Origin of the sequence: Mesorhizobium australicum (assembly GCF_900177325.1) — a bacterium.
In the GTDB taxonomy this organism is placed as follows: Bacteria; Pseudomonadota; Alphaproteobacteria; order Rhizobiales; family Rhizobiaceae; genus Mesorhizobium_A; species Mesorhizobium_A australicum_A.
The window spans coordinates 1,227,711-1,243,895 of sequence record NZ_FXBL01000004.1 but is presented as its reverse complement, the minus strand read 5'-3'; the positions used below and the strand labels follow the sequence as shown (position 1 = coordinate 1,243,895).

Below are 16,185 nucleotides of genomic sequence, written 5' to 3'. Positions count from 1 at the left end.
AGGTGGCGACCTCTAGCGTCTGCCTTCGGATGGCGACACGGCTCTGGCCTGCTGCCGGTTTCGTGGACACGCAGCTAAGCTAGCATAGCTTTCTCTTCGAGCTCGACGGAGCTGAGATAGGCTAACGTCAAGTGTCTCCGCAGGCGATCGTAAAGGCGCTCGATGTAGTCGAACAAGTGAGCTCTGACGTAACCCACCCAGCCGCAGCGTCATCCTTTGCGTATTCCCGCGCGTGCGCCCCTTCCAGCATAGCATCGATGATCGATGCGTGCCGTATGTAGACGATAGCGGGAGAGCGTATGCCCTTTATTAGTCCGAATAACCCTGCCGCCAAACAGGCCGACCGCGCTCAAAAAAGTAGGTTAGGCACTAACAGCGCGATTATCGGAAAGACCGCGATCAAGAGGATGCGAATTACGTTCGCAACCACGAATGGCCCGATACCACGGACGATTTCCATCAAGGGGACGGTGGGCGCGATTGAACGGACGACGAAGAGGTTTACGCCGATGGGCGGCGCGATCATTCCAAGCTCGCACAGGACGACCACAAGGGCGCCGAACCAAACCGGATCGTATCCCAGACCGATTACGACCGGAAAAAACAATGGCACGGTGAGAAGCAGCATGGACAGCTCCTCCATAAGGGCGCCCAGAATGATATAGATCATGCATATCATCAGGATAACGCCGAGCGGCGGAAGTCCGGCATCGTTCAGCAATGCGAGCAACCCCTCGTGAGCGCCCGTGTAGTTCAGGAATTCGGTGAAGACCGAGGCTCCGATGAGCATGGCGAACAGCATCGCCGACGTGCTCGCGGAATCGATTAGGATCTCGTGCAGTCGAGCCCATGTCAGGCGGCGCTGGGCCAGTGCCAGCGCCAACGCGCCGGCCGCCCCTATACCGGATGCTTCCGCGGCGGTGAACATTCCGCTGTAGATGCCGCCGACGACGAAGACGAAGAGAACACAGATCTGCCAGACGCCGAGCAGCGACTTCCACTTCTCCTCGCGGCTCGCGCGCTCGGCTTTAGGCGCGCTGTCGGGGTTCCTCCAGACGGTCCATTTCACCGCCAGCACGTAGAAGATCATTCCTAGGATGCCGGGTACAAGGCCAGCGGCGTAGAGCTTGCCGATATGCGTCTCGGTGATGATCCCGTACATGACCAGCATGATCGATGGCGGAATGATAATCCCTAGCGTCGCACCAGCGGCGACGGACGCCGTCGAGAGGCGGTCGGAATAGTTGTAGTGCTTCATCGACGGAAGCGCGACCTTGCCGATGGTGACGACCGTCGCGACGCTTGATCCGCAAACGGCCGCGAATCCACCGCAAGAGACGACAGTGGCAGAAGCCAGGCCGCCGCGCCGATGTCCCAGCCAAGCTTGCGCGGCCTTGTAGAGGTCGCCCGATATGCCGGCACCGGCAACAAGATTGCCCATGAGGATGAACAGCGGGATGACGACGAGGCCATAGCTCATCGTGCTCTCCTTGGTCACCAGCGCAAGCATCACGCCGGCCTGATTCCAGCCGATGATGTAGCCGAAGCCCGCGAAACCCACGAGCGCCAGGGATATGGCGATCGGCACGCGCAGAAAGATCAGGACGAAGGACGCAAGAAATCCGACGCTGGCGACGAGCATGGACGCGGCTCCCAAATGGCTGTCAGAGAATGCTCTGCTGATGCGTGGGCTCGGCCTCCGCGGGACGCCGGATGAACTTCAGAAGCGGTGGCAGGAAGGCGAGAGCGGAAAGCGCTGCCAAGACCGCCGTGAAATAAAGGATCGGCCCGATCTGGAACCCGAAGCTGCTGGTCACGTCTCCGTAAGCCGTGGAGCGCCCGGCAAGGATCCACAGGCGCCAGGTGATCAGGGCGAAGAGCAGCGCGCCAAGCACCGCCGTCAGGAGGATCTGCAGAACGTCGAGAATACGGCTACCGAACGAATCGGCGACATCGGCGACGATGTGCTGGGATCTCAAAGCGAGAAATGGAAACAGCAAGAACGTCAGGACGACAAGTGCGATCTCGGTCAATTCCGTCGCCCCGCGGAGCGGATGGCCGAAGACGTTCCGCCCGATGACGTCCAAGACGGTCAGCACCATGAGGCTGAGCATCAGGGCGGACGCCGCGTAGGAAATCAGATTTCCGAGTTTGCGCATTGGGTTTCTCGCTCCCCCGTGAGGACCCAGCCGATCGCGACGCTGAGGTCGTAACCATCCAAGCTGTAGCACCGAGCCGATAACGTAAGCAAGCTAACTTTATGCTGGAATACAATTTTGGGGAGCCATAAACTCTGGACGTCTTCAGCATGAAGTGTATCGTAAGTCACCATACCATTTAGTGCGTCGGGCATGTGCGTGCATTCCCGCGCTGGCCGAATCGGAGATTGTCTATGTCCTATCCCCAGCCCAGGACCCAGCTTCGTACCCACGTCGTCGAAAACCAGCCGCCGCCACTCGAGTTCGTGAACGCCTATGAGCAGGACACGGTGCTTAGAGAGGCGGTCGAGCGGGAAGGAGGTGCCTGGGCGAACGACAATCTCATGGCGCTTGGCGGCAAGGTTTTCGATCCCGAGTGGATCGAGAAGGCAAACCTTGCGAACCGGATCGTGCCCGAGCTACGCCGCTTCAACCGTTTCGGCCAGCGTGTCGATACGGTGGAATTCCATCCGTCATGGCATGACATCATGGGCCTGGCGTTCGAGCACGAGGTGCATGCGCTGCCGTGGCGCGCCAACCGAAGCGGATCGCATGTTGCGCGCGGCGCGGCCGAAATCCTGTTCTCGCAGCTCGAATGTGGGGTTCTGTGCCCGGTGGACATCACCTACGGCATCGTTCCGATGATCCGCAAGCAGCCCGAACTGGCCAAGGTCTGGGAACCCTTGATGATCTCGAAGGAATACGACTCCCGTCAGATCCCGCATTGGGAGAAGAAGGGCATCAGTATGGCCTTCACCTCGACGGAAAAGCAGGGCGGCTCCGACATCCGCCGCAATTCGACCTTCGCGACGCCGACGGGTCAGCCGGGACCGGGCAACGAATATCTCCTCACCGGCCACAAATGGTTCTGCTCGGCAGCCGGCGCGGACATTATCTTCGTGGTGGCGCAGACCGAGAAAGGTCCGGGCTGCTTCCTCGTTCCGCGCTGGCTTCCGGACGGAACACGCAATCCGATCTCTCTGGAGCGCCTCAAGGACAAGCTCGGCAACAAGTCGAACGCATCTACGGAACTGGAGTTCGAGGGCACCCATGGCTGGCTGATCGGCGAGGAGGGCCGCGGCATTCCAACGGTCATGGAATTCATGCTCCACACCCGGTTCGGCTGCGCCCTCATCCCGACCGGCATGATGCGGTTGTCGCTGACGCAGGCGATCCATCACACGCGCAACCGCACGGCCTTCCAGCGTCGCCTCGTCGACCAGCCGCTGATGCGCAACGTGCTTGCGGATCTCGCGATCGAGTCCGAGGCTGCGACCACGATGATGATGCGCATCGCACGCGCCTTCGACGCCTCGGTGTCTGACGAACGCGAACGCGCGTTCGGGCGCATCTCTGTCGCCGTCGCAAAATATTGGGTCAACAAGCGCATTGTGCCGTTCGTCCACGAATGTCTCGAGACCCATGGAGGGCCGGGTTACATCGAGGAATCCGTGATGCCCCGCGTCTACCGTGAATCGCCTATCCACGGCATCTGGGAGGGCCCGGGCAACGTGATCAGCCTCGACATCCTGCGTGCCTTCCGCAAGGAGCCTCTGTCGGGCGAAGTCTTCTTTGAGGAGTTGGAGCTCGTTCGCGGACAGGATGCCCGGCTCGATGCGACGATCGACGAATGCAGGGCGCTGGTCTACGACGATCACATGCCCGAACTGCGCGCCCGCTATCTCGCCGAACGCATGGCGATCGCGATCCAGGCGGCGACGCTGATCCGCACGGCGCCGAACTACGTGGCGGACGCGTTCTGCATGACCCGCCTCGGCGACGAAGGCGGCAAGGCCTACGGCACGCTGCCGATGTCGGTCGATTTCGACGCGATCATCCAGCGCGCCTATCCGGGTTGATCACCGATGGGTTCCTCAGGATCGGATCAAGTTGCGTCCGGCAGAAGTGTTCACCCGCTGATTGCGACGGTGCGGGACTTCGTCGACCGGTACGTTTTGCCGACGGCCAACGGGCCAACGGCGGAGACGGAGTTCCCGCATGCTCTCGTCCAGCAGATGCGGGAGCTTGGCCTGTTCGGCACAATCGTGCCACAGGCCTATGGGGGCCTTGGCCTCGACACGCTCACCCACGCGGCCATCATGGAAGAGATTGCGCGCGGCTGGTTCTCCCTCTCCGGAGTACTGAACACGCACACGCTGTGCTCCGCTCTGGTTCTCAGCGGCGGCACGGACGGGCAGCGCTCCGATCTGCTGCCGCGCCTCGCCAGCGGAGCACTGCGGGGAGCGTTTTCACTGACCGAACCGCATGCCGGCTCCGACGTGCAGGCGATCGAGGCACGCGGGGTCCGAGAGCAGGACGGATCGTGGTCGCTCCACGGTCGAAAGCGCTGGATCACCAACGGCCTCGGCGCTGGTGTGGTGTTCGTCCTCGTCAAGACGGACCCGACCGCCGAGCCTGCCTATGCAGGCATGACCTGCTTCATCGTAGAGAAGGAACCGTTTGCGGCGACAAATACCGGGCGCTTCGCCGGCGTGACCATATCGGAAGTCATCGAGAAGATGGGCGATCGCGGCGTCGACACAACAGACCTCGTGCTTGAGGGATATCGGTGCTGCCCCGATCGGATCCTCGGCGAAGAGGCAGGTCTTGGCCTTGGCTTCACCCAGATGCTATCGGCGATGGAAGTCGGCCGGGTCGGCGCAGCGTCTCTGTGCGTCGGTCTCGCACAGCGCAGCTTCGAGGTGGCGCTCGATTATGCCCGCACGCGCGAGACGTTCGGCAAGCCGATCGCCGAGCATCAGGCGATCCAGTTCAAGCTCGCCGACATGGCGACCAAGATCGAGGCCGCGCGTCTTCTGACCCGCAATGCTGCCGCTGCGAAAGATGCCGGCCGCCGCTCGGACCTAGAGGCCGGCATGGCCAAGCTCTTCGCTTCCGAGGCTGCCAAGGAGGTCGCCGAGGATTCGTTCCGCATCCACGGCTCGAACGGCTATTCGAAGCAGTTCGAGATCGAGCGTCTGTATCGCGACACGTTGTGTCTGCTCAGCGCGGAAGGCCCGTCCGAAATCCAGCGGATGGTGATCGGCCGCCAGATAGTCGCCGGACGCTAGTGTGCGAGGCTGCGCTTCACGGGCGCTGCCTCGGCCGCACCTCAAACAAGGCGGATATCGGAGGCAAACTCGAAGGTCATGAACGCCTCGTCGAGCTGCCGCCGCAGCGCATCCGGCTCTGCCTGATACGTCGGCGACACCTGCATACGGACGGTGAGGCGCTTGCCCGAGATGTCGGTTTCGAGCGATCTCACCGAACCCTTGCCTGCAATCCCTTCCACGACGTCGCGCGCGACCGCCTCGGTCGCCTGAGCGCGCAATGTCGGCTTTGCGATCTTGCCGACTGCCGTGAGCGGGATTGCCGGAATGATGGATATGTCAACCGGCACGGCGGCCCGTTCGGCGATGTTCTCCTTGGCGAAGGAAAGCAGTTCCTCCGTTCTCGCCGAAGCGCCGGGCTTTAGCTGGACATAAGCGATCGGCATCTCGCCCCGCTTGGCGTCGGGCCGCCCTATGGCCGCGGATAGCTGGACGGCCGGATGGCGCTGCAGCGCCTCCTCGATCTGCTTGGGGTCGATGTTGTGGCCGCCGCGCACGATAAGGTCCTTCTGGCGGCCGTGCACCCAGATATGGCCGTCCGCGTCCATTGAGCCGATGTCGCCGGTGCTGGCCCAAACCTTGCCGTCCGGCATGCGCTCGACGAAGAACTCGCCGTTCTTAGAGGGGTCGAGATAACCCGCGCCGACGCAGATACTGCTGACGACGAGGATGCCCTTTTCGCCCGTCGCGGCCTCACGGACGAAGTTCTCGTACTCGTCCAGTTCTACAACCTTCACGTCATGAAAGGCGAACCTGCGCCCCACTGAGCCGATCGCCGGTTCGCGGCCGTCATTGGGATGACCGGTCGAGACGCCGTGGAACTCGGTCATCCCCCAGACTTCGCGCAGGTAGATCCCGAACTTGCGGTGGAACGCCCGTAAAAGTTCGACTGGGATGGTGCTTCCGCCGCAGCTGAACGTCTGGACCGAATGCCCGACATGATCGCCCTCGCCGGCCGAAGCCAGAATGGCGGCCGCCGTCGTTGGTGTGGCGATGATGTTGGTGATGCCGGTCCGCTTCATCAGCGGCCAGAAATCCTTGACGATGCGCGGATTGCGGAAGCCGTCGACGGTGAGGAGGATAAGCGACTGGCCGAAGATGATGGCTCGAAGTGCCGCCGCCACGAGGCCGCCAACATGGAACAGCGGCATTCCCAGGCCGACAACCTGGTCCTCGTCGGCGCCCATCAGTGCACCCATCAGCCAGGCATTGATTAACTGCCTGTCCTGCGTGTGCAGGACGATCTTCGGCGTGCTGGTGGTGCCGCCGGTAGGCATGTAGGTCGCGGTGTCCGCGCCCTTGCGCCTCTGTACCTTCGAGAATGCCGCGCCCGGCTGGGCCGCGACAGCCGCAGCGAAGCTGTCTGCGCTCGATTCGTCGCCGATGATGAGGACCCGCTTTAGGGTGGGAACGGAGGAGCGAAGTTGGTCGAGCTTGTCCCACACCCCCGGGCCGAAAGCCGATGTGCCAATCACCAGCACGTTCGACTTCGCCGCGTTCATCAGGGTGATCGTCGCGACGGCGTCGAGGAACGGGTTGATCGGATTGACGACGCCGACCGTTTCTGCCGCCCACGATGCGACGAGCACATCCGGGTGAAGCGGTGCGATCACGGTGACGATCGGCATGTCCGCGCCGGCAATTTTCGCGAAGAGGCTGCTCGCCTTGCCGATCCGGTCGATCAACTGTTCATAGGTGAGGGATTCAGAGATGTTGCTCGCGTCGGCCGAATCGAGAAGCGTGATCGCCGTCTTGCCCGGATGGCGTACGGCAGCGGCCGCGATGCAGTCGTAGATGTTGTCCGCAGGCAGGAGCGACAAAGGGGGATGCCGCTCGATCTCGGCACGGTCCTGATCGTTCAAGAGTCGAATTCTGGCGATGCCCTGCCCAGGCTCCGACCCCGCTATCCACTTTGACGATGCGAGATTTGCCGACGTCATTCTTTTCCTCCCGTTCGTTGTCAGGGCCATGGCCTGGGGCCCTTGCCCGATTGTGAGACTGGCCGCCGACGGAGCCGGCGGCCAGCTTCCGTATCTTACTTCTCCGCCTTCGGAGCAGCTGCGTATTCCGTCTCGAAAAAGGTCAGCATCGCCTCAGGATCGGGCAGCCCCTTCTCCTTGGCCATCTTGATCCAGTCGGTGCGGATCGGCGTCAGCACGGACTTGATGGATGACAGGAACTCGTCGCTGACGGTCTCGATCTTCATGCCGAGGCCTTCAACCTTGGCGTAGGCGTCCTTCAGCGAGGCCGAATAGGCCTTGCCGGCGTTGGTCGCCAGCGTCAGTCCCGACACGCTCTTGATCGCGTCCTGATCTTTGGCGGGAATCTTCTCCCATGCCGCCGGGCTCATGCCGATGATCACGACCGTGCTCGCGAGGCCGCCGGGCGCCTCGATGTATTTGTTAAGTACGCCCGGCAGGTTGAACGCGAGTGTCGTGTCGAGCGGGATCACGCCGCCGTCGATCGTGCCGTTCGATGCCAGCTCGTAGACCTCGGACATCGGCTTGGTGATTGGAACCGCCCCCATGAGCTCGAGGGCAGTGGAGACCGCGAGTTGCGGGCTACGGAGCTTGAGACCCTTCACGTCATTGAGCGAATTCAGCGTCTTGTCCTTAACGACGAAGTGCGCGGAGGTTCCGCGGAACATGCTCAGGACGACGATATCCTTGAACTCGCCGGTCGGCGCGACGAATTTGTCGTAGGTCTTCTGGGTAACAGGCGATCCGGCGGTCGGGTCGTCGCCCAGAAACGGCAGTTCCATGCCTTCAACATAGGGGAAACGGCCAGGTGTGTAGCCCGGCACGATCAGCGCTATGTCGGCAAGCCCGTCCACGACCACATCGTACTGGCCGGCGACTGTTCCGACGACCTTCGGCGTCTTGTTGACCTTGACGCGTCCCTCTGTGACGCGCTCGACCTCGGCAATCCACGGGTCGATGATGTCCTTCTGAAGGGCATAGTTCGCCGGAAGCCACTGCGAATATCTCAGTGTCACATCCTGCGCCCATGCGTTGGTGGCGGTGACGCCAGCGGCTGCGGCTGCGGCAAAAAAGGCGAAGGCGGCAATGCGATTCCATTTCATCGATATTTCCTCCCCGATGAAGCTGACGACGACGTCTGACAGGCGACAGACGCTTGACAGAACACCGCCGCACGACTTTAGTGCGTTTGCATACGATAATAAACATAACGATATGCTTGCGTGCCTGCAAGGCCACGGACTGACTTGGGCGGAGGAGTTGTGGGGACGGGATCGATCGCGATTATAACGGGCGCGGCAAGCGGCATCGGACGGGCCACCGCGATTCGCCTCGCGGCCTCGGGCGTCAGCGTCGTTCTTTCCGACGTCGATGCCGGTCGTGGGAAGGAAGCGCTCGATCACGTGCTGCGCGCAGGCGGGCGGGGCATCTTCGCGGCGGCCGACGTGTCCAACCCGTCGGACGTCGAAGCCGTCTTCGCGACAGCCCTTTCAACGTACGGCCCGGTCGACCTGCTCTGCAACGTCGCCGGCGTCGACGGAAAGATCGCCCGGTTTCATGAACTCCAACAAGCCGACCTGGAACGCGTGATGGCCGTCAACGTCACCGGCACGTTCCTGTGCATGCAGGCCGCGCTTGCCCAGATGCTGCCGGGGAAGTCGGGCGCTATCGTCAACGTGTCGTCCGTGGCCGGGCTCGTCGGCATGCCGAAGCTGTCGGCCTATTCCGCCGCCAAGCATGCCGTAATCGGGCTGACGAAATCCGCCGCGCTCGAATATGCCTCGCGCGGCATCCGCATCAACGCGGTGTGCCCGGGCGGAATCGACACGCCGATGCTGGCGAAGCTCGCGGCGGTAGCCAATCCGGATGCCGCCTCATCGGAAGAGGCACTCGCAGGCGCCCACCCGGCCGCCCGTCTCGGCCAGCCGGAGGAGGTCGCCTCCCTCATCACCTATCTCTGCAGTCCCGAGGCCAGCTTCGTCACCGGGGCCTGCATTCCCGTCGACGGCGGCTACACCGCACGGTAGCTGCCGAACGCGCTTTTCAGGAGGAAAGCATGCGCATCACTTCGGTTCTTCGTCGCTGCCTGCAGACGAATGCGGATTCGCCCGCGACGGTCTATCGGGGGCGGACGAGCAGTTGGCGGGAGACCATCGACGGAATTCGGAAGGGCGGCGGGGCCTTCCAGGGGCTTGGGGTTGCTCCCGGCGATCGTGTCGCGGCGCTGGCGCTGAACAGCGACACCTTCTTCCGCATCATGTTCGCCGTGCCGTGGATCGGCGGCATCATCGTGCCGCTAAACACGCGCTGGTCCGTGGTGGAGCTGCAGCATGCGCTGTCCAACTGCGGCGCAGAGGTGCTGTTGGTCGACGAGAATTTCGTCAAGGAGGCGCAGTTTCTCGCTGCGGGCAACGGCAGCCTGAAGATCGCCTACATCGGTGAAGGCGCATGTCCTGAAGGGATGTTCGACTACCGTCAGCTGGTGGCCGACACCACGCCCGCCGAGGAGCATGAGGGCGACCCTGACGATCTGTTCTGCATCCTCTATACGGGCGGCACCACCGGACATCCCAAGGGTGTGATGCTCTCTCACACCAATCTCTTCATCACTGGGCTGTTCTGGCTCGGCACCTGCCATTTCGACAGCGGAACGCGCTATCTCCACATCGCCGGCTTCTTTCACATAGTCTCCACTGTTCCGGCGATCGCTGTGTCGATGGCTGGTGGGACGCATGTCATCGAGCCAAAGTTCGACCCCGTTCCCACCATGACGGCCATCCAGGAGAACAAGGTCAACTTCTCGACCTTCGTGCCCGTGATGATCAACATGATGCTGCAGCATCCGGATTTCGAGCGCCATGACCTGACCAGCATGGGCCAGTGCGTCTACGGCGGATCGCCGATCCCGGACGCGCTGATCGATCGCATGATCGAGAAGCTGCCGACCTGGCAGTTCATCCAAGGCTATGGCCAGACCGAATCCAGCGGCATCCTGACGAACCTGCCTTGGGCATCGCATTTCGGCGAAGGACGGGCGAACAAGCGCAAAGCAACTGGCCGCGCGGTCTACGGCGCCAACTTCAAGATCGTCGATCCCGAGGGCCGGGAGGTCGGCCTGCACGAACAGGGCGAGGTCGTCGTGCGCGGGCTCAACGTCATGCGCGGCTACTGGGGCAACGAGGAAGCCACGAACGCGACGATCCGGGACGGCTGGCTGCATACGGGCGACGCGGCGAGGATGGACGAGGACGGATTCATCACCGTGGTCGATCGCATCAAGGACATGATCGTCACCGGCGGCGAGAACGTGTTCTCGATCGAGGTCGAGAACGCCGTCTCGACCCATCCTGCCGTCAGCCAGTGCGCGGTCATCGGCATACCCGATCCGAAATGGGGCGAGACCGTGCATGCCGTCGTCGTGCTCAGGCCGGGCGCGACGGCGAGCGAGGCTGATCTCATCGAGCACTGCCGCAACCTGATCGCCAACTACAAGTGCCCGCGCAGCGTCGAGATCATCTCGGAAATGCCGATGTCGGCCGCCGGCAAGATCACCAAGGGCCCGCTGCGCGACAAATACTGGCAGCATCACGGAAAGCGGGTGAACTGATGGCCAAGACATCACGGATCGAGGCCTCGGCGGACGACGCCGAGGTCCTTGCCAGCCTTCTGGCCCGCCGACACTCATGCCGGGGATTTTCAACCGAGCCGGTGCCGCGCGCCCACATTGAGCAGCTTCTGGCGATCGCGCAACGGACGCCGTCCTGGTGCAACACGCAGCCTTGGCAGGTCATCATCACCTCCGGCGCGAGGCTCAACATGCTCCGCACGCTTTATTCGGAGCGCGTCTCTAACGGGACGCAAGGCGATACCGACCTCGGCTTTCCGACGGCCTATCGCGGCGTATACCTGGAACGTCGACGGACCTGTGGCTACGCGCTCTATTCGAGCGTCGGCATTGCGAAAGGAGATCGCGAACGCACAGACGCACAAATGCTGGAGAACTATCGCTTCTTCGGCGCCCCTCATCTTGCAGTGATCACCACGGAGAGGGATCTGGGCGACTACGGGGCAGTCGACTGCGGCGGCTATATCGCCACGTTCCTGCTGGTGGCCGAGGCACTCGGCATCGCCGCTGTTCCGCAGGCTGCTATCGCGACACATTCGTCCTTCCTGAGGGAGTTTTTCGACCTGCCCGACACACGTCAGGTGGTCGCTGGCATATCCTTCGGCTGGCGCGACGATGCGCATCCCGCAAACGGATTCCGAACCGAGCGTGCCTCCATCGAAGAGGCGGTGTCCTGGGTCGAATAGGAATCTGCCGCACATAGCGGCCGATCGGCGCTGCCCGCATTGGGCAGTCCGTCAGCATCAAAACCGCGGGCAACCGCACAATGGGAGGAAGCAATGAAACTTTTCAACATGGGAAGATCGCTGGCGCTCGCCCTTGCCCTGGCGATGCCTCTGTCAGTTCCTGCGATCGCACAGGACGTCGAAATCCGCTACTCGAACTGGCTGCCGAACGGGTATTTCCTGTTCGAAAAAGTCATCAAACCGTGGATGGCCGAGGTCGAGAAGGTCACCGAAGGTCGTGTGACGTTCAAGCTCACACCGAAGCCGGTCGGCACCGTTCTGGCATCCTACGACACGATAGCAGACGGGCTGGCGGACGCATCCGCCATCGTCCCCGCCTACACCGTCGGTCGGTTCATCCCCAATGACGGCATCGAACTGCCTTGGCTCGGCGACGATATGGAGAAGCGCTCGGTCGCGCTCTGGAATGCCTATGAGAATTTCCTCGCGCCGGCGGGCGTATTCAAGGAGATCAAGGTTATCGCCATGTTCCCCACCAACACGGCTCACATCGCCACCACAGGGAAGGGCATCGAGAAGATTGAGGACTTCAAGGGCCTGAAGCTGAGAAGCCCGACACAGGCGACCACGCAGGCAATGGAACTGCTCGGTATCGTGCCCGTCCTGAAGCCGATTTCCGAAGTCTACGAGATGGCTGCGGGGGGCATCATAGACGGCGTCGCCACAAACGCGGATTCCGTCGTCGGGTTCAAGCTCCAGGACGTGATGAAGAACATGATCTTTCTCGAAGGCGGCCTTGCCGCGACCACTACAATGGTCGGGATGAACAAGGCCACCTGGAACCGAATCTCGGAAAAGGACCGTCAGGCCATCGATGCCATTTCGGGCATGGCGTTCGGCAAGGCAGTCGCGGCCGCGAACCACGCGAACCAGGAATGGGCTCTCGGCGAGATGGAGAAGAACGGCATCAAGGTGGTCAAGGCGAGTCCCGAACTGATGCAGCAGATCCGCGACGTGACCGCGCCTGTCAGGACGGCTTGGATCGAACAGGCCAAGGCCGCCGGTTTCACGCAGGCAGAAGCCATGCTCGAAGCCTTCCAGAAGGACTACGACGCCACCCTGTCGTCGCCGAAGTAAATCGACATTGGCGGGCGGGAGCAGTCAGCCTCCCGCCCAACTTATTGGCAAAGAGGATAGCGGCCATGAGCGGACCCCTTAGCGGATACAAGGTGATCGAATTCGCCGGGCTTGGACCGACGCCCTTTTCGACATGCCTGCTCGCGGATTTCGGCGCAGACGTGGTCCGGATTGATCGACCGGGTAAGCCGATGCTGGTGCCCAAGTATGACTTCTACAACCGGAACAAGCGCTCGATCGTGCTTGACCTGAAAAAGGACGAGGACCAGCAGACAGCGCATCGCATGGTCGAGCAGGCCGATATTCTGGTCGAAGGCTATCGCCCCGGCGTCATGGAACGACTTGGTTTCGGCCCAGACATATGCCTCGTGCGCAATCCGCGGCTTGTATATGGCCGGATGACCGGCTGGGGGCAGTCCGGACCGATGGCCATGGAAGCCGGTCACGACATCAATTATCTTGCGATGACGGGCGCCCTCCTGGTGACGGGTCATGCCGACCGGGAGCCGACGCCGGCGCTGAACCTCGTCGCCGACCTCGGCGGCGGCGCGATGTATCTCCTCTTCGGCATCCTGGCGGCCGTGCTGGAGGCGCAGAAATCGGGCAAGGGGCAGGTGGTCGATGCGGCCATGATCGACGGCGTTTCGCATTTGTCGCTGGGCGTTCTCGGTTTCCTGCAGCAAGGGAGCTGGACGACCAGCAGGCAGGACAACCTCGTCGACGGCGGCGCACCCTTCTACCGCGCCTATCGCACGTCCGATGGGAATTTCGTCAGCGTCGGTGCGATCGAGCCCCAGTTCTATGCCGCGCTCGTCGCCGCGCTCGGCCAGGACTTCGCCTCGCTGCCGGACCGCGACGATCGGGCGAACTGGGCGTACCTCAACGATCTATTCGCGACGATCTTCGCTGGTAAGACCCGTGAAGAGTGGATCGCTATCATGACCCAAAAGGACGCCTGTTTTTCACCGGTTCTCTCATATGAGGAGGCCCGGTCGCACCCGCAGTTCAACGAACGCAACGTCTACCAGACTCTTGGCGGGCTGCATCATCCCGCTCCTGCTCCCCGCCTTTCCCGCACGCCGGGTGAACTGAGAATGCCTCCTCCCGAACCCGGCCAGCATTCGGAGGAGGTACGAAGAGCCTGGAAACTAGATCCAATTTAGCTTCTGTCCCGCCAAGCTGCTGGTCTATGAACCGAGTTCTAGATTCGCATCATCGCTAAAAAAGACACGGTCCCTGCTAGTGGACGCCGATCATCTTGCCGGCGATGGCGATGAGCAAGGGATAGATCTTCGCCTCGAACACATAGCCACCATCGATCAGGCCGCCCTACTCACGTATCAGCCTTTTCGTCCTCGGTGGCTTGCTGCTCTTCCTCCGGCAGGAAGCAGAGAATCCAGTCGCCAGCCCGAAAATTCGCGTCGGTCGGAGGCAGCCTGAGCACTTATCTCCTGAAAGACGGCTACGGTGGGAACGAGGAGCTGCTCCGCAATGGCTTCACGGGCACAAACCCGAAAATTCCGCAGACTAAATCGCAGACCAATTTGGTTTTCTAGTTTGTGGAAATTGGCTAAGTGCCTGATTTTGTGGCGCGCCCGAAGAGATTCGAACTCCTGACCCCCAGATTCGTAGTCTGGTGCTCTATCCAGCTGAGCTACGGGCGCGCTGGCAGCCTGCGTATTGCAAGCCACTTGGCTCCAGCCTCTCGGCCGGAAGAGCCGCGTAACTAAACGCTGGCTGCGCGAATTGCAAGCATCTCGGGCAAGAAATTCGAGCGGCGGCGCAAGGTGTGGACGCGCCGGCCGCGGCGCGGCGAGTGGCCCGGCCGAGCCGGCCATGATGAGTGGTCGGGCGGCGCAAGGCGCGGCGAGTTGCCGGCAAGTCAGGGCGCATCCGGCTGGACGGTAAGAGCCCTCGCGGTCCTGCGCCTCCCTCAGGCCGGCCGGCGCAGGGCGTGGCGGGCGGCTTCGATCTGCACGGGCTGGTCGGGCACGGAGATCGCGAAGACGGTGCGGCCGCCGACGCTCTCCACCAGGTCGAGCGTGCCGCCATGCGCCCGGACCAGCTCCTGCGCGATGGCCAGCCCCAGGCCGGTGCCGCCGCTGCGGGCCGAGCCGCGGAAGGCGGCGAACAGGTTTTCGCGCGCCTTGGGCGGCAGGCCGGGGCCCGTGTCCATGACGATGATGCGGCTGACCGAGCCCTGCCGCTCGGCCGAGATGGTCAGGCGCCGCACGACCGAGCTGTCAGTGTCGGCGCTCATCGCCTGCACGGCGTTGCGGCAGAGGTTTGAGAGCACGCGGAACATTTGCTCGGCGTCGGCATCCATCTCGAAGGCATGGTCCACCGCGTTCTCGAACTCGATCACCGAGGCGGGGTCGATGCCGAGCAGGCCCTCCACGTCGTCGACGAGCTGGCGCAGCCTGATCCTGCGGCGGGAGGGGGCCGCCTCCTGGGCGCGGCCATAGGCCAGCACGCTCTCCGTATACCCCACCGCGCGGTCCAGCGTGCGCACCAGCTTCGGCGCGAAGGCCTGCACCGACGGGTCCTTCACCATGCGCAGGCGGTCCGAGATCAGCTGCGCGGAAGCGAGGATGTTGCGCAGGTCGTGGTTGATCTTCGATACGGCGAGCCCGAGATTGGCGAGGTGCGCCTGTTCGGCCAGCGTACGCTGCAGCCGCGTCTGCAGGCTGGCGAGCTCGCGCAGCGCCACGCCGAACTCGTCGGCGCGGTCGCTCGGACGCACCACGCGCGAGGGATCGTCGGGCGCCTCGGCGAAGGTGACCATCGCCGTCCTGATCTTGCGGATCGGCCCCAGCATCATGTGGTTGATGGCGCCGAAGACCAGTGCTGCGGTGATGAAGGAGATGATCAGCGACAGGATCGCGACGTTGCGCGCATAGACCAGCATCGCCTTGCGCAGCCCCTTGTCGGCGATGATCAGCTCGAATTCCTTGTCGCTGTCGCCGACCTTGCCGAAGACGCGCAGCGTGCGGTCGCCGCCATAAACCAGCGTGTCGAGCGCATCGGCGATCGCCCTCAGCGGCCCCACCGTCGACGGCTCGATGTGCTCGTCGACCTCCGGCGGGATCTCGGAGACGACGAGCAGGCGCGAATCCCCGCCCGAGCGCACCGCCACGGCCTTGGCGCCCAGCGCCATCAGCACGTCGTTCTGGACGTTGCGCGGCAGCGTCATCGTGTCGGTCCCGACGAGCACCACGGCCGTCGCCGCCGCCGTGTTCAGCCGCTCCTCCAGCCAGCGCAGGCGGAAGTTCGCCACCGACGGGATGAAGATCAGCACCTCCGCGACGAGCACGGAAATGATCGTGAGGATCAGCATCTTCGTCGACAGGCGCTTGAGCCACGGAATGGACGCGTGCGTCGGCGCAGGTTCGGAACTCACCATGGTCTTGTCCGGCATGCCATCCATTCCCCGCAGCCCCACGACCAGGC

General features: G+C 62.8%; 12 protein-coding genes and 1 tRNA gene. 7 read left to right on the top strand and 6 right to left on the bottom strand.

From position 1 onward, the window contains the following. Positions 1–349 precede the first annotated feature (349 nt). On the bottom strand, positions 350–1,642 hold the full coding sequence (locus tag B9Z03_RS08460) for a TRAP transporter large permease (RefSeq protein ID WP_085463813.1): 1,293 nt from the start codon (positions 1,640–1,642) through the stop codon (positions 350–352). Positions 1,643–1,664: 22 nt separating this feature from the next. After that, positions 1,665–2,102: a TRAP transporter small permease gene (locus B9Z03_RS08455; protein WP_176247470.1), complete on the bottom strand. Its 438-nt coding sequence runs from the start codon at positions 2,100–2,102 to the stop codon at positions 1,665–1,667. Positions 2,103–2,392: 290 nt separating this feature from the next. Here B9Z03_RS08455 and B9Z03_RS08450 point away from each other — a divergent pair, with 290 nt between their 5' ends. Together B9Z03_RS08450 and B9Z03_RS08445 are read left to right on the top strand one after the other, a co-directional pair. Next, a complete protein-coding gene (locus B9Z03_RS08450) occupies positions 2,393–4,057 on the top strand; it encodes an acyl-CoA dehydrogenase family protein (protein WP_085463811.1) in 1,665 nt (554 codons plus the stop codon). Positions 4,058–4,126: 69 nt separating this feature from the next. Further along, a complete protein-coding gene (locus B9Z03_RS08445) occupies positions 4,127–5,269 on the top strand; it encodes an acyl-CoA dehydrogenase family protein (RefSeq protein WP_244561690.1) in 1,143 nt (380 codons plus the stop codon). Between the two features lie 41 nt (positions 5,270–5,310). On the opposite strand, the gene B9Z03_RS08440 is transcribed toward B9Z03_RS08445, so the two are convergent. Together B9Z03_RS08440 and B9Z03_RS08435 are read right to left on the bottom strand one after the other, a co-directional pair. After that, positions 5,311–7,170: an AMP-binding protein gene (locus tag B9Z03_RS08440; RefSeq protein ID WP_176247469.1), complete on the bottom strand. Its 1,860-nt coding sequence runs from the start codon at positions 7,168–7,170 to the stop codon at positions 5,311–5,313. A gap of 173 nt (positions 7,171–7,343) precedes the next feature. Next, positions 7,344–8,390, bottom strand: coding sequence for a TRAP transporter substrate-binding protein (locus B9Z03_RS08435; protein WP_085463808.1), 1,047 nt, complete (start codon positions 8,388–8,390; stop codon positions 7,344–7,346). 159 nt (positions 8,391–8,549) lie between these two features. Here B9Z03_RS08435 and B9Z03_RS08430 point away from each other — a divergent pair, with 159 nt between their 5' ends. The 5 genes from B9Z03_RS08430 (at position 8,550) to B9Z03_RS08410 (ending at position 13,898) form a co-directional block, all read left to right on the top strand. Then, a complete protein-coding gene (locus B9Z03_RS08430; protein WP_085463807.1) occupies positions 8,550–9,314 on the top strand; it encodes an SDR family NAD(P)-dependent oxidoreductase in 765 nt (254 codons plus the stop codon). Between the two features lie 29 nt (positions 9,315–9,343). Next, positions 9,344–10,894 carry an acyl-CoA synthetase gene (locus tag B9Z03_RS08425; protein ID WP_085463806.1) on the top strand — a complete coding sequence of 517 codons (1,551 nt, stop codon included), beginning with the start codon at positions 9,344–9,346 and terminating at the stop codon, positions 10,892–10,894. Further along, the gene (locus B9Z03_RS08420; protein WP_085463805.1) at positions 10,894–11,598 is read left to right on the top strand and encodes a nitroreductase; all 705 of its coding nucleotides are present in this window, start codon (positions 10,894–10,896) and stop codon (positions 11,596–11,598) included. Before B9Z03_RS08425 ends, B9Z03_RS08420 begins: the two co-directional genes overlap by 1 nt. A 93-nt stretch (positions 11,599–11,691) precedes the next feature. After that, positions 11,692–12,735: a TRAP transporter substrate-binding protein gene (locus B9Z03_RS08415; protein ID WP_085463804.1), complete on the top strand. Its 1,044-nt coding sequence runs from the start codon at positions 11,692–11,694 to the stop codon at positions 12,733–12,735. A gap of 65 nt (positions 12,736–12,800) precedes the next feature. Next, the gene (locus B9Z03_RS08410; protein ID WP_085463803.1) at positions 12,801–13,898 is read left to right on the top strand and encodes a CaiB/BaiF CoA transferase family protein; all 1,098 of its coding nucleotides are present in this window, start codon (positions 12,801–12,803) and stop codon (positions 13,896–13,898) included. Positions 13,899–14,322: 424 nt separating this feature from the next. Here the strand turns inward: B9Z03_RS08410 and B9Z03_RS08405 are convergent. Both B9Z03_RS08405 and B9Z03_RS08400 read right to left on the bottom strand, forming a co-directional pair. Then, a tRNA-Arg gene (locus B9Z03_RS08405) sits at positions 14,323–14,399 on the bottom strand. Positions 14,400–14,668: 269 nt separating this feature from the next. Continuing rightward, the gene (locus tag B9Z03_RS08400; RefSeq protein ID WP_432417027.1) at positions 14,669–16,138 is read right to left on the bottom strand and encodes a sensor histidine kinase; all 1,470 of its coding nucleotides are present in this window, start codon (positions 16,136–16,138) and stop codon (positions 14,669–14,671) included. Positions 16,139–16,185: the final 47 nt, after the last annotated feature.